Here is a 21,800-nt window from a genome sequence, read left to right as displayed (position 1 = left end):
GTTCCCGTCACCAACCGCGACGGGGACGATTACGCCAGCAGGGACGCGATTACTCTCTGTCTCCGAGCGACACAGTGTTCATCTTCTGTCGGCTCGGCCCCATCCCAGCCGGCGGCGTAAAGTCAACGTGGTCGTACCAGAACAGCTCCCTCAGCTCGTGATACACCGGCAGCATTGCGATGTCTTCCCAGTTTGCGTCCTCGAGTTGGACGTATGCGTCGTTCCGGGCGGCCTGATCTTCCTCTGTCGGTGCCGGGTTGTCGCCGATTGACTGATACGCCTCCTCAGCCCGCTGTGCAGCGTCGCCGTTCTCCGGCTGCCAGTTGACGTACGAAATCGGGAAGTCGAGGCTTGTATCGGTCTGTGGCGGGTTCAGCAGCTGGAGGAAGTTGTCTGGGGCGGGCCAGTCGGCGACCCAGCCAAGCGAGTACATCTCTAGCTCGCCGTTGCGACCACGTTCGAGGAGCGTGTTGAACGGCGCTTGATTGACTTCGAGGTCGATGAAGACACTCTCAAGCTGGTCTCGAAGGATGCTTGCGGTTTCGCTCCAGGTACCGGACTCGTAGATTGTCAGCTCCATGGCGAAACGCTCGTTTTCGCCGTAGCCAGCCTCTTCCATCACCGAGCGGGCCTCTCCGAGCTGGCTGTCGTCGTAGCCGTATGGATACTCGTTTTCGGCGCGGTCGTTGTAGTTCTGGGGGCCGCCGGGGAAGATGGATTTCGGCGTGAAGTTGTACGCGGGTTCGCCGCGCTGTTTGAACACCTGTTCGACAACAGTATGCTGGTTCATCGCGTACGCGACCGCCTGACGGACCGGCTTGGGCACGCTGGCCATATCAAAGCCGAGATAGAACACGCCGATGGTCGACACACCGGAGTAATTGGCCGTGTCGCCGTTTCGCAACTCCCCGTAGGTCCCGTTCTGACGACCCTGGTCATCTTCTTCTTCGACAGATACCTTCCCGGGGTCGTACTGCGCTGTGGGGAGCTCGAAGATATCGGCATTGCGGTTCATCGCGTAGTTGTAATTGGCCGAATCGCTCTCGATGACCGCAAAGTGGACGCCGTCGACGCTCGGGCTCTCGCCGTAATAGTCGTCGTACGCGCTGACCCTGGCTTCAGTGCCGGAGTCCCACGTATCGAACTCGAATGGCCCGTTCCCGACTGGGCTCGAACTGGAGAACTCGGCCTGTGTCACCTCGCCCTCGTATCCTTCGATGTCGCCGACCATGCCCTCAGGAACTGGTGAGAAGGAGGAATACGCAAGCATTTCCAGCGTGGAGGCAAATGGCGCGTCTAGCTGGATTTCGAGCGTCGTTTCGTCAACGGCCGTGACGCCGAGTGTCCCGGGCTCGTACACCTCCTGTTCTTCGCCGTCGACCGTCTCGGTCGTCGTTTCGTGTGTGACGCCCAGCGAGTCCAGAACGAAGTAGGCACGACTGGAGTTGTCAGATGCAGTCAGCCGTTCGAACGCGTAGACGAAGTCACTGGCGGTTACGGTGTCCCCGTTGTGGAAGGTCGCATCTTTCAACTGGAACGTGTAGGTTGTGAAGTCATCAGATACTTCATAGTCAGCAGCCATAAGCCCCTCTACAGCGGGCTGCGCGTCGGGATAGTTCATCAGCGGGTCGAACATCTGCTGGATAACGATTCCTGACTGGGTGTCGGTCGCCTCGATGGGGTCCATCGTCGTCATCGTGCCCGTGTTGACCCGCCAGAGGTCCCCCTCTTGTTTCAGGTCGGTCCCGACATCGCCCCCACTGCCGTCTGTCGAGTCCATACCGCCGCCAGTCCCCTCCTCTGTTCCCTCAGTCTCGTCGCTATCACTGGAACATCCTGCCAGCGCTGCGGCTGCCGCAGCACTGCCCGTTGCTTTCAGAAACGATCGCCGTTCCATGCTACTTGAACGTGGCATATTGATACCCAAATTGCCCCCTACAAATAGAAGTTATGTCATACAGTAGCTTGAAATATTAAACTGCTCGCATGAAGAAATTCAGTTTATTATCTATAGTAATCTTACATGATATATCCTGTAACGGCTATTCTCTGGATAGGGAAACCCACCCCCGCAGAATCGATTTTTCGGAGTCTCTGACCGCACGCACCGGTGTCGACGTGGACTGACAGATATCAGTAACCGCTGTCGCGAGCAGCAACTGCGCTACCAGTCGACGGAGAGTGATCCGTCGCCGTTCGGGTCCGGGGCGATTTCTTCGTTCGTTCGCCGGTCGACGACGTGGATGATGCCACGGTCTTTCTTCGCCGGGCAGGCCTCCGCGGCCGCGACGTTGTGATCGAGCTCCTCCTCGTCGATGAAGTAGGTCTCGGGCTTGGCGATGCCGGTGTCCAAGTCGAGCGTCCAGTTGCGCGACTTCTCGGCGCACTTGCCCGCGCCGAAGCACTTGTTGGCCTCGAAGATGATCTTGTACGGTTTCTCCTCGATTGGGGGGCCGTCCTGTTCGCCGATTTCGCTCGGGTCGACGTGGTCGTCCGCGTCTGCCATTACACTCTGTTCGAGGCGGACCGCCTTTCGATTGTCGGTCTCGCTGCCGCCCCTTCACGACGTTTCGACTGCCGGCACGACCTCGACAGCGTCTCCGACGCCAAGGTCCGAACCGCGGTTGGCCTCGGGAACGCGGGCGATGAGCATTAGCGTGTAAAAGTGATCGAAGGCGTCGCGGTCGGCCCACTCCGGAAACGTCTCTTGCCGGCGTTCGATGAACTGTTCCCGGAATTCCGGTGTTTTCTCGCCGGTGTCGGGGTCCCGCTGAGGGACCACGCAGCGACCGCAGGGAGTCACCCCTTCGAAGCGAACGCCGCCGGCCCGGAAGGCAGGAGCGTCCGCGCCGACGAAGCGGTCCTCCCAGAACGCCGGGACCCCGCCGATTTCCACGTTCGCCCGGAGTCGCCGTCGCAGCCCGGCAACGGTCACGTCGTCGAACCACGACGCCACGGTTTCCAGCGTCGCGGTGCTGATGACCGACGGCCCTATCTCCCGGCGGTCGACGTAGCCAAGCGTCTCGTCGCGCTCGACGGTCAGGTCTACGTCGAAAAACGCGCTGAGCCACTCGGTTGCCCGCGAACGGCCGCGCTCGTCTCGAAGTTCAAACGACGTGCTGTCGTCGTCGGTGGTGACCGACAGCGTTCCTGTTTCGGGATCGTAGCCGGTGTCGATGTCGTGGACGCGGTCGGTCCGCTTCCCGTTGATCACGTCGCCATCGGCGTCGAACATGGCGAACTCGCGGTCGTGCGCCAGTGTGCCGCCCGGGCGGATCGATACCGATTCGCAGTCCATGCCGTCCAGCGCCTTGACGGGGTAGACGGTAAGTCGATCGACGTGTGCCACTATTGGTTGCTCGGTCGGAACAACGAAAACGTTGTGTGGTTACCGGTGAACTTCGACGGATTCGAGTAGCATCTCCTCGGTCGGCGCGTCGTTGCGGTCGGTGTCGACGCTGCCGATGGACTCAACGACCTCCATCCCGTCGATTACCTTCCCGAAGACGGCGTGCTTGCCGTCGAGGTGGGGCTGGGCGTCGAGGGTGATGAAGAACTGCGAGCCGTTGGTGTTCGGGCCGCTGTTGGCCATGCTGAGGACGCCCGGGCCGTCGTGGCTGAGTTCGTCGTGGAACTCGTCGTCGAAGGAGTAGCCGGGGCCGCCGCGACCGGTACCGGTCGGGTCGCCCATCTGGATCATGAAGTCCTCGATGATCCGATGGATGTCGATGTCGGTGTACAGCGGGTCGATGCGTTTCTCGCCGGACTCGGGGTCTTCCCACGCACCGGTCCCTGGACCGACTTCGGTTCCGTCGTAGTCGTCGGCACCCTCGGCCAGGCCGACGAAGTTCTCGACGGTGGTCGGCACGCGCTCGTCGTACAGTTCGACTTCGATCTCGCCCTCTGTCGTGTGGAGGGTCGCAGTTAGGTCACTCATACTCAATCGGAGGGAAGCCCGGCAGAAAAGCCTGCCCACTGACCGAGCGTTCAAGTACTGAAACGAGGCCATCGCCGCCATGGCTTGAGTAGCTGTCGCGTGGCGAGTTGCGGGAGTCCGACACGTCGCCACGCGAGCGAGAGTGTCGGCTGTTCGCTATACCTGGCTACGGTAGGTGTGACAGCAGCAGCTCCGACACCTGCTCGGGGGCGTCGAACTGGACCCAGTGGCTCGCCGCCGGGAGCCGCTCGACCCGACAGTCCGGGACCCACTCTTCGAGGTCTTGCGTTAGCGCGAGCGAGAGTGCGTCGTCCTGCACACCCCAGACAAGGAGCGTCGATGCTGTCACCGGACGGTCGCCGACGCCGCCCTCCGTGACAGTCAGCTTTGCGTTCCGCCGGACGAGCGCCCGGTAATAGTTGACTGCGGCCGTGCGTGCGCCCGGCCGCCCGAGCGCCCGCTTGTACCGCCGCACGTCAGTCTCGGTGAACGCGTCGGGACGAGTCGGCCCATCAGTGAGAATCCGCTCTAACATGGCGAAATCGTTCCAGCCGAGGCTGGCCTCCGGCAGCACGGGAAGCTGGAAGAACAGCACGTACCAGGACCGAAGCAGTTGGTCGACTGAGCGGCGGAGCTCTCGCTCGTACGCCGACGGGTGAGGTGCATTCAGGACTGCGAGCTGGTCGACAACATCGGGCCGGTCGATGGCGGTCTGCCAGGCGATTACACCGCCCCAGTCGTGCCCGACGATGTGGGTCTGTTCGCGGTCGAACGCTGAAACGAGGCCTGCGACATCGGCGACCAACTCGTCGATGTGATACGCGGCGACGCCGTCGGGCTTGTCAGAGTGGTTGTAGCCCCGGAGGTCCGGCGCAACCACGCGATAGCCAGCGTCCGCGAGCGCCGGAATCTGATGTTTCCAGGCGTACCAGAACTCTGGAAAGCCGTGTAACAGAACGACGAGGTCGCCGTCCTGTGGCCCGGCGGTCACGGTATGCAGCCTGATACCGTTTGTATCGACCAGCTCGTGGACTCCGGGAGTCTCCGATGCGGGTACCGTCCACGCAGTGCTGTCACGAGCGCTAGCGTGTTGTCCCATCAGAATGACTTCGCCCGCTCGGTAGAAGTGGGTTCCGCTCTGCCCGCCGTCGCCGGATTAGAAGGCCCGAAGCTCGTCGAGTGTTTCCGCTGCACTGCCGTCAGCAATTGCCTCACGGGCCTGCTCAAGACCGTCCTGAATGCTATCAGCGTCCTCACGAGCATAGATGCGGAGGGCGGCGTTGAGCGCGACAGCATCGGCAAAGCCGTCCTCGCGCTCGCCGGCCAGCACGGCCTCGGTTATCGCTGCCGACTCTTCGGCCACGTCGTCAACCTGGAGGTCCTCGCTCTCGATGTCCATTCCGTACTCGCCGGTGCGGATCTCGAAGTCCGCGATGTCCTCGTCGTCGGACTCGTCGCCGGTGACGGGCCATTCGGCAACGATGGTCTCACCGGGGCGAACGTCGTCGTAGCCCTCCATTCCTTGGAAGAACAGGGCACGCTCGACGCTGCTGGTCTCGGACTGGACGAGCGTGCGGACCATCTTCTTCGCGAAGGCCAGATGGTAGAAACTGCCCAGATGCACGCTTGCGTTGGCCGGGTTCGCGAGCGTTTCGACAGTGTTGACGAACGTCCGGACGCCCATGTTGTCGCGGCGCTCGAACAGGGCGTCGATACCGGGGTTGAACTCGGGCTGATAGTAGAAGCCAAAGCCGACCTCGTCGACCATGTCGGCGCTTTCGCTCGGCTCGACTTCGGTTCGGACGCCCAGTTCGTCTAGCACGTGCTTGTAGGCGTCCTGCTTCTGCGTCGGGACGCGGTCGCCGGAGTGGACGACGACGGGCGTGCCGGCGGCGGCGGCGACGACACCTGCGCCGACGCCGAGAATCGCGGACCGACCCTTGCCGTCGTAGTTGGCCCCACAGTCGACCGGGTCAGCATCGGGCGTGGCTGTCTCGACCGATTCCTCGGACATCACGTCGACGTACGCACCCAGTTCCTCGGGGGTGTTGCGTTTCCAGCGGTTGGCGAGCCAGAACGCGCCGAGCGTCGTGTGGTCGGGTTCGTCGCCGAGGATGCGCTGGAACGCCTCCCGGGCCTGTGTGCGGGACATATCGTCGGCCGATTTGTGACCGGAGCCGACAACTTCCGTCATGAGTCGTTTGAGCGGCCATTCGCCGTACTCCCGGGTCGCTTGCGCCATGGAAACGTGTTCGGGCCAGAGTTCAAAAGCCCCTGCGTTTCGTTCTCAATCTGTGGGAACCGACCGCCTTCCCGAAAGGGATACACGACTACGCTCCTAATCGAACACAATGAGTCTCAAGTCGGGTGAGTGGCGCGAGCAGATCGATGCGGTAGACGCTGCGCTCATCGACGAGTTCCAGAGTGACTTCCCGATTCAGGAACGTCCCTTCGAAGCTGTCGGTGACGCGCTGGGGGTCCCGGCAGGGGAAGCACTCGACCGGGTCAAAACGCTCCGTGAGGACGGTATCTTCCGTCGATTCGGCCCGGTCCTCAATCCGCCGGTCATCGGCTCCTCGACGCTGGCAGCCGTCAGTGCCCCGGAGGACCGGTTCGACGAGGTCGCAGAGATAATCAATGGGTATCGACAGGTGAACCACAACTACGCTCGCGACCACGAGTGGAATATGTGGTTCGTTGTCACTGCAGGCTCCCGACAGCGGCGCGACGAGATCCTGTCCGAGATCGAGGAGCGAACCGGCTGTTCGGTACTCGTCTTACCGATGTTGACCGACTACTATATCGATCTGGAGTTCCCGGTGGTCAACGGTGACCGGTTCGCCCGGGAGAGTCTGGAGACGACCGACGCCACTGCAACCCGAATAAGCGAAGACGCCGCCGCGGACCTCTCGGAACTGGACCGACGGTTGTTGCTCGAAATCCAGACCGGCTTCCCGCTCGTCGCGACGCCCTACCGGGACGTGGCAGACGCTGTCGATGCCGATGTCTCCGAAGTGCTCTCGGCCATCAGGCGGCTCAAGCGAGCCGGCTGTATCAAGCGCATCGGCTGTGTCGTGAATCACATCGTCACCGGGTTCGACAACAACTGCATGGTCGTCTGGGACGTGCCGGACGACGCCCTCGACGAGCGTGGGCAGGCAGTCGGCGAACTCCCCTACGTCACGCTTTGCTATCACCGGCCACGCCGCCCGGAGCAGGACTGGCAGTACAACCTCTTTACAATGATCCACGGACGCGAAGCGGACATCGTGGACGAGAAGATAGACGAACTCGCGACCGACCACCTCCCGTACGACCACGGCCGACTGTACTCGACGGAGACGCTCAAACAGACTGGTGCACGATACGACGACATCGTCGGCCAGTAACCGTTCTCAGTCAGGGTGTCCCGGGAACGGTGGCCGGAACCCTTTTGCAATTATACTGTAAATATGCTAGCTAATGACAAAGGGTCGGCAAGCGACAATCCTCGTTGTCGACGATGAACCAGCCGTGGCCGACGTGTACGCGGACCAGTTAGGGGACCAGTACATAGTCGAGACGGCATACAGCGGTGAGGCCGCCCTTTCGAAGCTAGATTCTGCAGTCGATGTTGTCCTGTTAGACCGACGGATGCCGGACCTCTCCGGCGACGAGGTACTGTCGGAGATCCGTGAGAAACGCTACGACACGCGCGTAGCGATGGTGACCGCAGTGGACCCCGATTTCGATATCATCGAGATGCCCTTCGATGACTACGTCCTGAAACCGGTGTCGAAAGAGGACCTCTTTCAGACGATCGAACAGTTGCTTCGGTACGCCGATTACGAGGAACGCCTGCGTGAGTGCTACTCGCTCACGGCGAAATACGCTGCACTGGAATCGTCGAAACCACAGACGGTTCTCGATGAGAGTGAGGAGTTTACTGCACTGGAGGCTGAGCTCGCGGAGGTCCGGGCGGAGCTTGACGAACTCACGGATTCGTTCGACGCCGCGGACTTCGAGTTACTGTTCCGGAATTTCGAGACGGACGAATCAATGCCGGACAACACGCAGCTCTGACCCGGTTCGGAGCGGGTCGTCTCTGCGGTGGCGATGCTCACGGCGACTTCCCACCCTTTCGAAAGCACTAACCGATTCTCTTCCATAGGAAGGGCAATGAGTCAACAACTCCCGGACGTGCAGGCGTCGAGTCCGGACGTAACGGTCGGTCTCAATCGCGTCGGTGTGACGGGTGTCGAGAAACTCGTCAAACTGGGGCGTCGCGACCGCGACCCCATCGTACTCATGGCGGAGTTCGAAGTGTTCGTGGATCTGCCGTCCTGGCGAAAGGGGGCCGACATGTCCCGCAATATGGAGGTCATCGACGAGACGCTGGAAACCGCCGTGTCCGAGGAAGCCTATCGGGTCGAGGATGTCTGTGGCGACGCCGCCGAACTTCTGCTTGAGAAACACGATTACACGACGAAAGCGGAGGTCCGGATGGAAGCGGAGTACGTCACCCACGAGTCCACGCCGGCGTCCGAAATGGCGACACAGTCGACCGCCGACATCATCGCCTCGGCGACGGCGACCGAAGACGGGACGAGCGAGGAAATCGGCGCTCGCGTCACTGGGATGACTGTCTGCCCGTGCTCACAGGGGATGTCGGCCTCCCGCGCCCGCGAGACGCTCCAGCAGCTCAACGTCGACGACGACGTCATCGAGGAGTTCCTCGAAACCAACCCACAGGCCGGCCACTCACAGCGGGGCCACGCCACGCTTACCGTCCAGAGCGATGGCGCGCCCGAGGTCGACTTGAACGAACTCATCGAAGTCGCTCGGGATTCGATGAGCGCCCGCATCTACAACCTCGCGAAGCGGCCCGACGAGGACCACATGACCTACGAGGCCCACAAGGACGCCAAGTTCGTCGAGGACTGCGTTCGCGCCCTTGCCGAAGGCGTCGTCGACACGTTCCCGGATCTGCCCGACGATGCCGTCGTGACGATGAAACAGTCCAACGACGAGTCCATCCACCAGCACAACGCCCACGCCGAACGCGTGGCGCAGTTGGGTGATCTGCGGCAGGAAGTCAGCGAGGATTGAGCGCAGCGAAATCCTCAGAACGTCGAAGGGGCGCGAAACGCTATGCGTCCCGGTTGGAAACGCCGAAGCCGTGAGCGTAGCGACCCGCGAAACCGCTGGTAGTTTTTGTGCGTAACGATTCACTGGAAGACGGACACCGTTTGCGGCCCGATTTCTCCCCGCCTCCAGCGTTCCAACTACGGCGGCCCGACCGGTTTCGCTTCGGCCCACTGTTCTTCGAACGCCTGGCTAATATCGGCAGTGAAATCGGAGTCTTTCATGTCGATAACGCCGAAGGTTTCCTCGCGGCCAAGCGGGTGCGGGACCTCGATACAGACTTCGACCCCATCGAGTAGCTCGAACGTAGTCCTGATGTTCGGACTGGCGCGGGCGCTGTAGTTGTCGTAGTGGAAGAGGCGCTCGTAGTACTCGCGGTTGGCCTCCTCCGGGAGACTCTCGAACAGGTCCGGTCGGACAAGCAGGGACACCTCGACGCCCCGTTCCAGCGCCGCTTCGAGTTCATCCACGATTCGCTCGGTGCCGGAGAGAATGTCCACCTGACGAGCGGGTGCCGAGCCGACCATGATGATCTCGTCGTCGGCGGCAGCCAGCCGTTCGAGCAGCAGGTCAAGCGAGTTGTCGGGGCCGACGGCGGCCGTCCAGAACGGTTCCTCGACGGGATCTGCCGACTCTAGCTGTGAGGAGAGGTCGTCAACGATCTCCTCGTACTGGCCGACCTTCTCCTGAAGTTCGCGCTTCTTGTCTTCGAGTAACCGATCGAGGGCCGTGTCCGGCTCGACCGCGACGTATTTCTTGGGCCGGCTGGCGGTCTGGCTGCGGACCAGATTGTACGTTTCGAGGCTGTTTAGCACATCGTAGATGCGGCCCATCGGCACGTCGCTGGCCCGCGACAGCTCCTTTGCCGTTGTCGGTCCTGTTTCCAGGAGTGACCGGTATGCTCTGGCTTCATATTCGGAGAGTCCGAGATCTCTGAGACTGGACATACCCATACATCAGGGTACGTGTGCAAAAACTTGTCGGGGGTTTACCGTTTGTCCACGTTTGCGGCCGTTGTTCGTGTCAGCGCTCGCCAGTTAGCGAGGCTTCGAGGTCGCCCGGCGTCGTCCCCTCGGCGACGATCGCGTCCCCGTCGAGGAGCCGTGCTGTGCCGTCGCCGTCCGGCTCCGGGACAACGGTGGTCTCGTGGTCGGCCAGCCGCAGCGCCGCACGGTGGAGGTCCGTTCCGGCTTCGGTGCCGACCGTGAGCGTCTGAGGCTGCTGAAGACGGGCCGCGACGCCAGCATAGCCGGCGACCTCGACGCCCATCCGTTCGGCTGCGCCGGCGAAGGACTCGACGGCCGACAGTGCCGCGTTGCGGTATCGGTCATCGCCAGTGAGCGCCGCGAGGTCGACCAGTGCGTCGGCCAGTTCCACCGTCGCGTCGAGTGGATGGAGCGACCGGTTACAGAGTCCCGCCCCGCTGGTGGGCCCGTCTCGGAACGCGCCGCCGTCCTGCTGGCGGTTCTCGATGGTCCAGTCCGCGATAGCTTCGGCTGGCCCCGGCTCACCGAGGACCTGCCAGCTCGTCGTCAGGCCCTGGAGGAGCTGGGCCTGGTCCAACAGCAGCCCGGTGTCGCTGTTCGCGCCGTCGTAGTGGGCGACCTCGCCGCCGTCGACGAGAGTATCACAGACGGCGTTCCGGGCGCGACTGGCGTACTGCTGGGCGCGCTCGTCGTCGGTGTAGGCTGCGACCCACAGCAGGGCATCGATAGCGAGGCCGTTGCGGTCTGCGAACACCGTCTCGTCGACGTTCGGTGACACTGTCCCTTCGCGTTCTGTCGGCTCTAGGCGGTAGTACTCGTCCGATCCGGCCTGGCTCGCGGCGAACGCGTCGCCGGCCCACAGCGTCGTTGTGAGGTAATCGACGGTCCGCTGTGCGGCGTCCCGGTACGCTTCAGTCCCGGTGTACCGGTAGCCGTGAGCGAACGCCCTGACCAGGGCGGCGTTCTCGTCCAGTAGTTTCTCTCTCCGCGGGTTCCCCCAGCTACGCTCCGTCGAGTACCGGAAGAAGCCGCCGTCGTAGGTGTCGAGCAGGTGGGTTCGGATCGCTTCCAGCGTCCGGGTAGCCTGGTCTCGCGCACGGACGAGGGCGAACTCCACGGTCCGCGGGAGCGGAAACTTCACGTCGGTTCCCCAGCCGCCGAACTCCTCGTCGAACGCGCCAAGCAGTTGCTCGACCATGTGCTCCTCAATGCGCGGGCGGAGCTCGCCGGCAGGGGGTGATTCGTCCTGTAGCTGCCGGGGAATCGAGCCCGCCGCTGCGCCCTGGGCATCCCACGACTCCCGAACGGAGTCCAGAATACCGCGGAACCCGTCCGGCCCGAGGAACGTCGCGCCGGTGATGACCTCACCCTCCGGAGTGAGAAACACCGTCGACGGGAACCCACCCATCGTGTACCGCTCCCGGACGCGCGGATTGCGGTCGGCGTCGACGCGGACCGGGACGAACCCGTCGTTGATGTTAGCCGCGATACGCGGTTCACCGAACGTGCCCCGGTCCATCGCTCGGCATTCGGCGCTCCACGGAACCGTCAGCGCCAGCAGTACCGGCTTCCCCGACTCGGCGGCGTCCTCAAAGGGGGCTGTGCCCCACTCGCGCCACTCGACCTTCGTGTCGCGTGCGTATTCGTCCATACCGGGTGTGGGCGGTGGGCGTACAAAGGCCCTCTCACTCCTGGCGAAAGACCGATTGGCGGCGCGACCCAAGCATGGGCGATGGATACCCAGCAGGCGATTCCCGAAACACCGGAGCCGGTCACACCGGGTGACCGGCCACCCCGTCTCGGCCGCGTCCCGTTCATCCACAACACCGCCGCGATGTTGCGTGACCCGCTCGGGTTCTATGACCGCGCCGGTGCTCACGAGGCCGACGTGGTGGGGTACAGCGTCGCCGGGACGACAGGCTGTTTCGTCTGCCATCCCAATCTGGTCGAGCAGGTGCTGGTGACCGATGCCGACGCCTACGAGAAGGGACAACTTCTTCAGGACACCCTCGGCCAGTTCATCGGCGAAGGGCTGTTCCTGCTGGAGGGCGAGGACTGGCAGCGCCAGCGGACGGCGCTCCAGCCAGCGTTCTACCGGGAGCGAATCACCGCCTACGGCGACACGATGACCGACTTCGCCGATCGGACGGCGGCGGGCTGGAGCGACGGCCGGCGTCTCGACGTACTCCCACATATGCAGTCGCTGACGCTGAACATTCTCGGCAAGACACTGTTAGACGTGGATATCGAGACCACTGCGGACGCGCTGGAACCGCTACTCGACGCGTTACGCAAACGACTGGACCCGCGGTCGCTGTCGGCGTACCTCCCGCTGTGGGTCCCGACGGCAACGAACCGCGCTGTCAACAGCTCGCTGGCCGAGTTCCAGTCAACGCTCGACGATGTTATCGCTGCCCGCCAGCGCGAAGACGAGAACGCTCGCGAGGCGCGCGACGACGTACTCTCTCTGCTGCTCTCGCTCGACGACGAGACAATGGACCGCGAGCGACTGGGTCACCAGCTCCTTACCTTTCTCGTCGCCGGCCACGATACGACGGCGCTGACGCTCACCTACGCCTGGTTCTTACTGGCGAACAATCCGAAGTGCCAGCAGCGCCTGCACGAGGAACTCGACGCGACGCTTGGAGAGAGCCAGCCGACGCCCGAGGACCTGTTCGAACTGCCGTATCTCGATGCGGTGCTGAACGAAGTCCTGCGGCTGTATCCGCCCGCGTTCACGGTGTTCCGACAACCGACGGAGCCGGTGACTCTCGGCGGATACGAGCTCTCGACGGACGCCCAGCTCACCCTCCCGCAGTGGCTCGTCCACCGGGACGAACGGTGGTACGATGCGCCCGACGCGTTCCGCCCTGAACGGTGGGATGACGACCTCGAAGCGTCCCTCCCGGACTACGCCTACTACCCCTTCGGTGGCGGCCCGCGCCACTGCATCGGAATGCGTTTTGCCCGGATGGAGGCCAAACTCGCCCTGACGACCATCGCCCAACAGTACGCCGTCGAAGCAGTCACCGAACCGCCGCTCTCGCTCGCGATGCAGATTACGCTGAGTCCCACAGAACCGATCGAAGTCCGACTGCGGGAACGCTGACTCGCTCCCTCGGCGGTCGACAGCCTGGTCCCGCTCTCGAAAGGCGTTTGGGGGCGGGCCTGCAAGCAGTCGTATGCTCCGGGCCATCGGGCTATTGCTGCTCATCCCGCTGTTCGACATCGTGTTGCTGGTGGCACTCGCAACAGGAGTTCTATTTCCTGTTCCGCCGCTTGTTCTCATCGCCCTCGTCGTCCTGACGGCACTGATCGGCATGCTGTTGGTCCGCGCCGAAGGCCGTGCGACGCTTCGGAAGATCCAACAGCGGCTCGCCGTCGGTGAACTCCCGACCGACGAACTCATCGACGGTGGCCTCCTCATTGCCGCCGGCGCGTTCTTCCTCACCCCCGGCCTGGTGACGGACTTCGTCGGCCTCCTACTCGCGGTACCGTTCACCCGGTACCCCGTCCGCGCCGCCACACGCCGCTGGGTCGTCCAGCCGTACGTCGACGCCAAGACCGGCGGTTTCGCCAGCGGGCAGGTGTACATCGGCGGCTTCCCCGACGACGAGAACGGCCCAGCAGGCCCCGGCCCGACCGGTCCAGAGGGTGGCCCTAGTTCGGGCTCTGGTTCCGGTCCCGGAACCTCCTTCGACCCAGACGAAGCCACTGACGTCGACTTCGACGACAGCGACGAAAACTGAAGCCCTGACGCGGTTTCACATCCCCAACCGGCCGCGAAACGTTACCCTTTTCAATACCCCTCGGGTACAAAAGAATGCGTTGGGCCAATAGCTCAATCAGGTTGAGCGCTCGGCTGATAACCGGGAGGTTCGCGGTTCAAATCCGCGTTGGCCCATACCGAGTTCTTCCCGTTGTTGGCTTCACAGAAACCGGAGCCACGGCGCTGTAGTTCGTCGATTTCGACGGAATTGAAAGATGCCGTTGAAGCAAGGTTCTGTCAGCTCGCAAGGGAACCTTGCGGCCGCCGCAGTCTAGCGGTCACTCCGCATCTATCCACAAACGAGCATTGACAAGAGCAGATGTACGTGGAATAAATATGCCCTCCACTCGACGCGGCTTTTTGACCGGGAGCGGTGTGGTCGTAGCGTCGCTATCTGGCTGTGCCAACTTTGGCTCCAGCACACCTTGTATCGCCAAGTTAGCGGTCACGCTCGAAAACCGAACGAGCGAAGACCAAGTGTTTCATTTCGCTGTTGAGACGAGCGAGGAGCTTCGAGAATGGGTAACACAGACGGTCGCCTCGAACACCAGCGAGGCTGTCGTGAGAGAGCCGGACGAGAAGTTCGAACCCGTGGCCATTCACGGTGTCGTCGATACTCGCACGGTCCGTGGCGATCTCCTCAGCAGCAGTGAAGCTGGGACACGCAAAATATGTCTACGGATCACCTTCAGATGTAGCGCGGCCACGGAACCGACATTCCTGCAAGACACAGATATCCGTTGCTGACGGATCAATGGGGCGGTGAAGTCCACGTTCACCGAAGCGGTATACAGTAGCTAATTGTCCACGACTGTCAGAGAAACCCCAGCCAGAAAACTTTCCTTCCGGTTGGCTGTCAGTATCTATATGCGACGACGCCAGTTCCTCGCGAGCGGAACAGCCCTCCTCTCGGTCGCTGTCGCCGGCTGTGGTCATCCCTCCGTCGTGCTGGACATGGACGACGCGACAGCGGCCGACATCGCCGACGAAGTTTCGATGTCGCCCGATCCCGAGTCGACGGAGTACACGGTCGCCTCGGAGGCCATCGAAAACAGCTCTGCGACGCGCCGAGGGCGACACGAGCTGTTCGACCAGATTGATACCGTCCGTATCGATGATGCCTTCTACGAAGTTTCGGAGACGGCACTCGAGAGTAGCGACGTGACGGTGTACGAGGTACGGATCGATTTCGATCCGGATGATTCGACGGCTGAGATCGGCGAAATCGCCTACGAGGAGCTACCGGCGGTAGACCGCCAGCGCCTTGACCCGATCATTTCGGACGACGACCCGCCCAGCGGGGACGGGTATGACGTGGGTGTCGGGTACGGCACTGCCGAGGAAGTGGGGAACGGCTCGGTGTTCGTTCCCGAGCAGCAGTACGATATTATCGTCCACGACGGCGACCGCTACCGGGTGACGGTCAGCACACGAACGACGACGGAGACCGAATACCGGTACGAGGCGACGGAAGTCGCGTCGGGTGTCGACTCGTTTGCTGACCAGATTCGAGACCAGTACCTGTTCACGCTCACGGGCCTTTCCGAAGCCGAACGAGAAGTCGTTGAAGAGGCGATTGACGGCGGCTACTTCCAGGATGACGAGGCCTTTCGGTCGGTCACTGACCGCATTCGGGAGCACGAAGGGATCGAGGTCACAGATAGCTACGGGACGTGGCTTCTGGCGTACGAACAGGTCGAGTATCTCACGTACGTCGAGTGATAATCCGCTGTCAAGGACTGAGGCTATTCGGCCGGTGTGTCGGACCGCCTTGGAGTCAACGTCTGCAACAGGTCGGTTATAGTAGCTCTTGAAATTCAATGTACACCTGATCGCACGAGGGCAGTGCGCTCAGTGTGTCACTCGTTTCAATTGGTACTGCTGTCGGTGAATTCGTCGAATAGGTCGACGACACGCTTCTCGATTCCATCTCGGATTTCCCGGACCTGCTCGATTGGCTGTCCGTGCGGGTCCTCTAGCGCCCAATCACGCACTGTGACATCGGCGTCGAGTTCGAGCGTCGAACACCCCATTGTCGCAACGACAGTACACTCGTTGAGTTCGTCGTCCGAAACCGCTTGTGGGGCCCGGTCAGAGAGGTCGATGCCGAGTTCAGCCATCGCATCGACAACCCCTGGATGCACTTCGTCCGCGGGGTCTGTGCCGCCCGTCAGGATTTCGACCGTATCTTCGAGTCCGCGGCGGGTGCGTTCCCGCTCGGCAAACGCTGCGGACATCTGGCTCCGGCCCGCGTTCTGGACGCAGACGAACCCGAACTTCAGCGGCGTATCAGTCATCGTGTAATCGTACCGAGCGAGTGGAATAATCCTTCCTAAGACAGCTATTGTGGGCTATATATCTGAGAGCCTCCATCGTACGGCAGTAGCGGTTGGCGAGCGGAATACTTCCATGTACGTATAATCCCTCGACATTGAGGGGGCAGTTCCTTCGTCTATCCAAGTCCGTGCCTGAGTACATGCCGGAGTACCGCTTCACATGCCCGAACTGTGGTGCGTGTGCAACGGTCGACGATGGCGTCCGGGAGCGCCTGTTGGTTGTTGGATGCCCGGTTTGTGCCGAAGAAGTCGATGTCCCGGCGTTTGTCGAGGTTCCGCCACACAGCACCAATCGAACCTGAGCCACGCCGTTGCCCGTACTGAACTGGTCCAAGAACTGGGATGTCTGGCTCGTTTTCAATTATTACACAACTTATTTGAACCTATCTTAAGACTGACTGCACATGATAGAGGACGCACTTCGCTATCAGACACAGGGCGATGACTGGGCCAAACGCGTCGCAGTCGGTGGGGTTGTACTGTTTTTCGGCTTTTTGCTCGTTCCATTGTTCACGTTCCAAGGATATATGCTCGAAGTAATGCGCCGTGTCCTCAAGGGTGAGACTGACACGCCGCCAGCCTGGGACGAACTGGATCTGGTCGACATCACCGTTGACGGAGTCCGACATACGGTCGTCGTTATTGGATACGGTTTGCTGCTCACTCTCGCACTTGCTATCCCGGGCCTGCTGGTGATCGGCGGTGGACTCGGCGGCTCGGAGGGGTTGCTGCTCGTCGGTTTTCTCGTCGCTGCTTTGCTCTACTTTATCGGAGTTCTTGCAATGGCAGTGATACTGCCCGTTGCGACAGGGAACTTCGTCCGGGCTGACAGTATCGCTGCGGGCTTTGACCGTGATGTTCTCTCGTCTGTCGGGACAAGTCGGACAATGCTGATGGCCGTGGTGATGGCGTTTGCGGTCAACATCCTCGTCTCCGTTGGAGCGACCGTCTTGGGATTCACCATTGTCGGCTATCTCGCGGTTCCGTTCCTCGCGTTCGTCGGCCAGTCCGCGATCATGTATATCTGGGGGCGTGGCTTCGCGGACGCATACGAGGAGGAGTACGGCGAACCGCCGCTCACACCCACCACTTCGACTGGCGGGACACACGGGTCCAGTCCATCCACGGCAGGGATCGCCTCAGGTATGAACGATCCGGTGGATGATAGGTACGCCGACGATTCGGGCCGGAACGACGGCACTGACGATAGCGGATTCGGCACTTCAGCCTGGGATGATACCAGTGACGGTGACAGCGGGCGACGCCGATAACGGTTGCTGGACACAGACCGTTTACGGCAACGCAAGGCGCTGTTAGAAATCGCTTAACTGCGACTGCAGCCCGGCGACGAGCTCGGACTTGCGACGTAACTGCCCGAGAGTGACGGGGAGCTGGTCGGCGATAGCCGTCAGCGTCTCCCGGAAGGACTGGGCGGTCCCGGGTTCTCCGTCGAAGGCATTCCGGACGCCCTCGCGCACCTGCCAGACGCCGACCGGTGCCCAGTAGTCGTCGGTGATTTCCCGTAGCACCAGACACTTCGCTTGTTTGTCGCGCTCCTGTAGGTGTTCGAGGATGCCGAGTCGTGCCGCGTAGTACGCTCCCGCAGTCTCCTCGACGTAGGCGGTCCGTCCCTCGTAGCCCTCGTGAGCGCTGGACATGTAGTAGCCCGTTTCGGGGCGTGGGTTCCAGACGCTCTGGGGCGCTTTCATCTCGACGAGTTCGAACTCCCAGCGACCGGGTGCGAGCACGACCCAGTAGCGGTTCCCCATGTACTCGTTGTACCACAGCTCCGGCTTGTCGATGGTGTCGGCGTTGCGCAGCGTACCACGGACGTACTGCCCGACCGTGTCGTCGACGGCAGTGATCGACCATCGTGTCGGCACCAGCGAGCGCTCGCTGGCCTGCCCGAGCGCGCCTGCCGAGAGAATGGTGTTGATGTCGTATACGTCGAATCCACGGCGGTACAGGTACGCCATCGCGCCCTCGGCGCGCCAGTCGTCGTCCGACAGCGTCTTTTCGACGGGTCGGGGCACGTGTGGGTTCTCCGCTAAGTCGGCATCAGTCGCGTGGGCACGCGGCCCCGTCGGCGTCCCAACGTCGTCGAAACTCACATCCATCTCGGGAGTCCCGTCGAGACCGACCTCGACATCGACGGGATGGTCCGCGATGGCGACTTCACGCTGGACGCCGACGAAGCCGTTCCAGACATCGTGGACCCCACCACCGCCGCGTCCGCCACCGGCGCTGACGGAATCGACGGATGTCGTCTGAGTGGAGTTCACCATACCGGTCCGGCGCTGGAGCACGTCCTCGATACCCAGTCCCTCCTGATACCAGTCGCCGCTGGTCGCGAACCCAGCAGCAGCGGCATCGGTATCGACCGGAGAGAGCAGGCCTGTCGAGACGTTGGGATACCCCGACCGGCCGACGAATATCTCCGGGGCCGTCGATCCGAACAGCGAATCGCCCTGCACTGCCGCCTCGAACTGCTGCTCGACGTCTTCGAGGTGGTCCGTGATGGCGTAGGACTTCTCCGCCGCGAGACGCCGCCGCTGTGCGGCTTCGTCCTCCTCGAATCCCTCGATGAACTCGTCGAGTTGCATCTGTCACGCCTTCGGTCCTCCCCGATAAGAACCTTTCCAGCGGTCCGTGGGAGAGCAACTCTTACAGGGTTGGATTGAGTAACAACAGGTGATATAAATCATGGTGAATACCACGAAATGGTTCCTGCTCGGCACAACGCTGGTCAGCCTGGCTGTCATATTCGTCTCGGCAACCATTCCGGTCGCGTACCAGCAGGCACTTGTCAACCTTCTCGTCGGGGAACTCGCAGCCCTCACGCTTGCCCATTCCACCTACCGTGTCTCGTCGGGCAAGCAGGTCAGTCCCGTTGCAGCGGTGGTTGCGATCCTGTCCGGTATTATCCTGTTTGTCTCGCCCATTCTCATTGAGCCTGTCGACCCAATCCTGTCAATAATGTTTGCCGCCGGAGCCGTTGTCACCGTTGGCGGGCTGGTCGGCATTCTAGGTCGGTTCCTTGGTGGTGAAGAGGGTCGACAGACCGGTGCCGAGCGAATCAGCAGGAACGCCGGGAACTGACAGGCCGACCACAACGTCTATACCGACGGGTCAGCCACCCTCGGACAATGCCGGTCATCGAATGCGACGAGACGACGGCCCGCGAGCGTCTAGCGGATGCGGGACTCGACATTGAAGCAGGAAACACCGATCACGAGCGCTGGCGTGTCGACTACGGCGGTGCGACGGCGGTCGCCTACGACGGAAAAGTCGTCGTACAGGGCGAGGAGACCGCACAACTTGAGGCCCTGTTACGCGGCAATGACGGCGGGCGCGTCCATGCGTATTTTGATGGCGCATCGCGTGGCAATCCAGGGCCGTCCTCGGTCGGCTACGTGCTGGTCGACGACAGCGGGATCGTCACGGAGGGTGGAGAGACGATCGGTACAGCGACAAACAACCAGGCGGAATACAGAGCGCTCATCCGTGCGATCGAAGTCGCACGCGATTACGGATTCGACGATGTCCATATCCGGGGTGACTCAGAGCTTATCGTCAAACAAGTCCGTGGTGAATGGGATACGAACGACCCGGAACTGCGCGAAAACCGCGTCCGCGTGCGTGAATTGCTGACCGGTTTTGACGACTGGCAGATCGAGCACGTTCCGCGAGAAATAAACGACCGTGCGGACGAACTAGCAAACGACGCACTCGACGATGACTGACCTGCCGACAGACGTGATCGAACGGGCCGAACGGCTGACCAGACTCGCTCGCGAGGCAGTCGACGATGCCGAGGCCGACGCCTACAGGACCGAACGCGACGAAATCCTCGCCGAGTACGACTACACCGCTCGCATCAGGAACGACGAGACGGGTGACATACTCGTCTGCCATCCCGTCGAATGGGTCGATGATGGCGTCATCCGTCCGGAACGGGTCGACGATATTGACCGTGGCGTCGAGATACGGCTTTCGGGTCCCGGCGACCCGGACGAGTGGGAAGAGATCGACGCTGCAAACCGAGCTGTCGTCGAAGCTGTGACCGAAGCGCACGGTGAGACACACGGCGCCAACGCGGAGCTGCTCGCCGATTTCATGAGCAACCACTACGCGAAACCGATCTCGGAGGCGACACCGGACGAAATTCAGGAGTTTCGGGACGACTACGTCCGACGGAACGCGTGGCCAACTGCGGAACAACAGTCGGTCCTCGACCGGTCGATCCGTCTCACTGTGAAAGAAGCCGGTGGCTGTGTTCCCGACGCGTAACTGTTCGGCATATCTGTCGGTAGTCAGGTTTGTTTCGCGTTAAGAATTGATTAACAGTAGTTCGCAGGTGCCCAGGTGCGAGTCTACTGCTGTGCCGCGATCAGATCACGGAGTTCGTCGGCTCGACCGTCGTCGGAGATGAACTTCCCGAACACCCATCCGAGCTGGTCGAGGACTGCGTCCTTGCCCGACTCTGTCAGGGAGTACTGGTTCGTTCGCTTGTCGAGTTCGCTCTTCTCGACGAGTCCCATCTCGACGAGGTCGTCGAGGTTCGGGTACAGGCGACCGTGGTTGACTTCGTCGTTGTAGTATTCTTCTAGTTCGCGCTTGATAGCGAGACCATACCGCGGCTCTTCAGCGAGTATTACCAGGATATTCTGCTGAAAAGCGGTAAGTTCTTTTGCGATGCCCGGACTGTCAGTAACTGTTTGTGCCTCTGACATAGTTGAGTAAATGTCAGCAAGCTATTTAACACTTGTTAACCCTGGCGCACAACGCCTGCTGTGGGGCATTAACCCCCACACAACTAGCAGGTACAATAATATCGAGAAAGTTATATTATGTGGCTTCAGTTGAATTGAGTTTCCGATTAATCTGCTTTCAGATTGTCGTTTACAGGTAGTAAGTGTAATCTAAGAATATATCTATAGTTAGATATTATTGGGTTATATAGCGCATAATACCGAATAGCTACGGCTATTACGAAAGGATTTTTTGATGGCGTCGCGCAGTCGCCGGTGATGACGAACCTCTGGGAAGACCTGGAAACTGGACCGAACCCACCCGAAGAGATCTACGCTGTCGTCGAGTGCCTAAAAGGCGAGCGTAACAAGTACGAATACGAAAAGGACATCCCTGGTGTCGTCCTCGACCGTGTTCTCCACTCGAACGTTCACTACCCGTCTGACTACGGTTTCATTCCGCAGTCGTACTACGACGACGAGGACCCGTTCGACGTGCTCGTTCTCGTCGAAGACCAGACGTTCCCCGGCTGTGTCATCGAGGCCCGCCCCGTCGCCCTGATGAAGATGGACGACGACGGCGAGCAGGACGACAAGGTCATCGCAGTCCCGATTGAGGACCCGCGCTACGACCACATCGAGGACCTCGACGACATCCCACAGCAGACCCTCGACGAGATTGACGAGTTCTTCTCGACTTACAAGAACCTCGAAGAGGGCAAAGAAGTCGAGACGCTAGGCTGGGAAGACAAAGAAGCCGCAAAGGACGCTATCGTCCACGCGCAGGAACTCTACGACGAAGAGTTCAACTGACGCGTCCGGGACCACCTTTTGCGGTTTTTGTTCCGCTGGCGGTGTATTTCCAGAAGTAATACCGGCAGGTGTCTCCGATTATGT

At 61.4% G+C, this 21,800-nt stretch carries 24 protein-coding genes and 1 tRNA gene; 14 read left to right on the top strand and 11 right to left on the bottom strand.

Annotated features, from left to right (window positions below; translation table 11 throughout):
• Positions 1-49: 49 nt before the first annotated feature.
• From C443_RS09995 to C443_RS09970, 6 genes are all read right to left on the bottom strand, one after another.
• Positions 50-1,897, bottom strand: a complete 1,848-nt coding sequence (locus tag C443_RS09995; protein WP_005536034.1) for an ABC transporter substrate-binding protein — start codon at positions 1,895-1,897, stop codon at positions 50-52.
• A gap of 267 nt (positions 1,898-2,164) precedes the next feature.
• Entirely contained in the window at positions 2,165-2,506 is a 342-nt protein-coding gene (locus C443_RS09990) for a hypothetical protein (protein WP_005536032.1), read from the bottom strand.
• A 54-nt stretch (positions 2,507-2,560) separates the two neighbouring features.
• Positions 2,561-3,349: an MOSC domain-containing protein gene (locus C443_RS09985; protein ID WP_005536030.1), complete on the bottom strand. Its 789-nt coding sequence runs from the start codon at positions 3,347-3,349 to the stop codon at positions 2,561-2,563.
• Between the two features lie 39 nt (positions 3,350-3,388).
• On the bottom strand, positions 3,389-3,937 hold the full coding sequence (locus C443_RS09980) for a peptidylprolyl isomerase (protein ID WP_005536028.1): 549 nt from the start codon (positions 3,935-3,937) through the stop codon (positions 3,389-3,391).
• 166 nt (positions 3,938-4,103) lie between these two features.
• The gene (locus C443_RS09975) at positions 4,104-5,036 is read right to left on the bottom strand and encodes an alpha/beta fold hydrolase (RefSeq protein WP_005536026.1); all 933 of its coding nucleotides are present in this window, start codon (positions 5,034-5,036) and stop codon (positions 4,104-4,106) included.
• Between the two features lie 57 nt (positions 5,037-5,093).
• On the bottom strand, positions 5,094-6,179 hold the full coding sequence (locus C443_RS09970) for an anthranilate phosphoribosyltransferase (RefSeq protein WP_005536025.1): 1,086 nt from the start codon (positions 6,177-6,179) through the stop codon (positions 5,094-5,096).
• A 109-nt stretch (positions 6,180-6,288) separates the two neighbouring features.
• On the opposite strand from C443_RS09970, the gene ahbB reads away from it, so the two are divergent.
• The 3 genes from ahbB to mptA all read left to right on the top strand — a co-directional run bounded on the left by ahbB (position 6,289) and on the right by mptA (position 9,025).
• The gene (gene ahbB / locus C443_RS09965) at positions 6,289-7,326 is read left to right on the top strand and encodes a siroheme decarboxylase subunit beta (protein ID WP_005536023.1); all 1,038 of its coding nucleotides are present in this window, start codon (positions 6,289-6,291) and stop codon (positions 7,324-7,326) included.
• A gap of 73 nt (positions 7,327-7,399) precedes the next feature.
• Positions 7,400-7,999 carry a response regulator gene (locus tag C443_RS09960; RefSeq protein ID WP_005536021.1) on the top strand — a complete coding sequence of 200 codons (600 nt, stop codon included), beginning with the start codon at positions 7,400-7,402 and terminating at the stop codon, positions 7,997-7,999.
• A 96-nt stretch (positions 8,000-8,095) separates the two neighbouring features.
• A complete protein-coding gene (mptA, locus tag C443_RS09955; protein WP_005536020.1) occupies positions 8,096-9,025 on the top strand; it encodes a GTP cyclohydrolase MptA in 930 nt (309 codons plus the stop codon).
• Positions 9,026-9,201: 176 nt separating this feature from the next.
• On the opposite strand, the gene C443_RS09950 is transcribed toward mptA, so the two are convergent.
• Complete coding sequence (locus C443_RS09950; RefSeq protein WP_005536018.1) at positions 9,202-10,008, bottom strand: TrmB family transcriptional regulator; 807 nt, start codon at positions 10,006-10,008, stop codon at positions 9,202-9,204.
• A 76-nt stretch (positions 10,009-10,084) separates the two neighbouring features.
• Complete coding sequence (locus C443_RS09945) at positions 10,085-11,698, bottom strand: DUF255 domain-containing protein (protein ID WP_005536016.1); 1,614 nt, start codon at positions 11,696-11,698, stop codon at positions 10,085-10,087.
• Between the two features lie 81 nt (positions 11,699-11,779).
• Between C443_RS09945 and C443_RS09940 the strand changes: the two genes are divergently transcribed.
• The 5 genes from C443_RS09940 to C443_RS09920 all read left to right on the top strand — a co-directional run bounded on the left by C443_RS09940 (position 11,780) and on the right by C443_RS09920 (position 15,538).
• The gene (locus tag C443_RS09940; protein ID WP_005536014.1) at positions 11,780-13,156 is read left to right on the top strand and encodes a cytochrome P450; all 1,377 of its coding nucleotides are present in this window, start codon (positions 11,780-11,782) and stop codon (positions 13,154-13,156) included.
• Between the two features lie 73 nt (positions 13,157-13,229).
• The gene (locus C443_RS09935) at positions 13,230-13,796 is read left to right on the top strand and encodes an FxsA family protein (RefSeq protein ID WP_005536013.1); all 567 of its coding nucleotides are present in this window, start codon (positions 13,230-13,232) and stop codon (positions 13,794-13,796) included.
• A gap of 81 nt (positions 13,797-13,877) precedes the next feature.
• Positions 13,878-13,951 (top strand) — tRNA-Ile (locus tag C443_RS09930).
• 201 nt (positions 13,952-14,152) lie between these two features.
• Positions 14,153-14,563, top strand: a complete 411-nt coding sequence (locus C443_RS09925; RefSeq protein ID WP_152423035.1) for a hypothetical protein — start codon at positions 14,153-14,155, stop codon at positions 14,561-14,563.
• A gap of 120 nt (positions 14,564-14,683) precedes the next feature.
• Positions 14,684-15,538 (top strand): hypothetical protein, encoded by an 855-nt coding sequence (locus C443_RS09920; protein WP_005536011.1) that lies wholly within the window; start codon positions 14,684-14,686, stop codon positions 15,536-15,538.
• Between the two features lie 146 nt (positions 15,539-15,684).
• On the opposite strand, the gene C443_RS09915 is transcribed toward C443_RS09920, so the two are convergent.
• Positions 15,685-16,113, bottom strand: a complete 429-nt coding sequence (locus C443_RS09915) for an arsenate-mycothiol transferase ArsC (RefSeq protein ID WP_005536010.1) — start codon at positions 16,111-16,113, stop codon at positions 15,685-15,687.
• Between the two features lie 179 nt (positions 16,114-16,292).
• On the opposite strand from C443_RS09915, the gene C443_RS22460 reads away from it, so the two are divergent.
• Both C443_RS22460 and C443_RS09910 read left to right on the top strand, forming a co-directional pair.
• Positions 16,293-16,454 carry a DUF7560 family zinc ribbon protein gene (locus C443_RS22460; protein ID WP_152423034.1) on the top strand — a complete coding sequence of 54 codons (162 nt, stop codon included), beginning with the start codon at positions 16,293-16,295 and terminating at the stop codon, positions 16,452-16,454.
• 102 nt (positions 16,455-16,556) lie between these two features.
• The gene (locus C443_RS09910) at positions 16,557-17,423 is read left to right on the top strand and encodes a DUF4013 domain-containing protein (protein WP_005536009.1); all 867 of its coding nucleotides are present in this window, start codon (positions 16,557-16,559) and stop codon (positions 17,421-17,423) included.
• 42 nt (positions 17,424-17,465) lie between these two features.
• On the opposite strand, the gene nreA is transcribed toward C443_RS09910, so the two are convergent.
• Positions 17,466-18,755, bottom strand: a complete 1,290-nt coding sequence (gene nreA, locus C443_RS09905; protein WP_005536008.1) for a DNA repair protein NreA — start codon at positions 18,753-18,755, stop codon at positions 17,466-17,468.
• 100 nt (positions 18,756-18,855) lie between these two features.
• On the opposite strand from nreA, the gene C443_RS09900 reads away from it, so the two are divergent.
• Genes C443_RS09900 through C443_RS09890 form a run of 3 tightly spaced genes read left to right on the top strand, consistent with a single transcriptional unit; the run spans position 18,856 to position 20,442 of the window.
• Positions 18,856-19,251 carry a hypothetical protein gene (locus C443_RS09900; RefSeq protein WP_005536007.1) on the top strand — a complete coding sequence of 132 codons (396 nt, stop codon included), beginning with the start codon at positions 18,856-18,858 and terminating at the stop codon, positions 19,249-19,251.
• 47 nt (positions 19,252-19,298) lie between these two features.
• Entirely contained in the window at positions 19,299-19,895 is a 597-nt protein-coding gene (gene rnhA, locus C443_RS09895) for a ribonuclease HI (RefSeq protein WP_005536005.1), read from the top strand.
• Positions 19,888-20,442, top strand: a complete 555-nt coding sequence (locus tag C443_RS09890; RefSeq protein ID WP_005536004.1) for a DUF7108 family protein — start codon at positions 19,888-19,890, stop codon at positions 20,440-20,442. Before rnhA ends, C443_RS09890 begins: the two co-directional genes overlap by 8 nt.
• A gap of 83 nt (positions 20,443-20,525) precedes the next feature.
• On the opposite strand, the gene C443_RS09885 is transcribed toward C443_RS09890, so the two are convergent.
• Positions 20,526-20,885: a PadR family transcriptional regulator gene (locus tag C443_RS09885; RefSeq protein ID WP_004593840.1), complete on the bottom strand. Its 360-nt coding sequence runs from the start codon at positions 20,883-20,885 to the stop codon at positions 20,526-20,528.
• A 297-nt stretch (positions 20,886-21,182) separates the two neighbouring features.
• Here C443_RS09885 and C443_RS09880 point away from each other — a divergent pair, with 297 nt between their 5' ends.
• Positions 21,183-21,716, top strand: a complete 534-nt coding sequence (locus tag C443_RS09880) for an inorganic diphosphatase (RefSeq protein WP_004593839.1) — start codon at positions 21,183-21,185, stop codon at positions 21,714-21,716.
• Positions 21,717-21,800: the final 84 nt, after the last annotated feature.

It is taken from the genome of Haloarcula argentinensis DSM 12282 (genome assembly GCA_000336895.1).
GTDB classification, from domain to species: domain Archaea; phylum Halobacteriota; class Halobacteria; order Halobacteriales; family Haloarculaceae; genus Haloarcula; species Haloarcula argentinensis.
The sequence above is the reverse complement of the archived record's forward strand: the minus strand, read 5'-3'. Positions and strand labels throughout refer to the sequence as shown.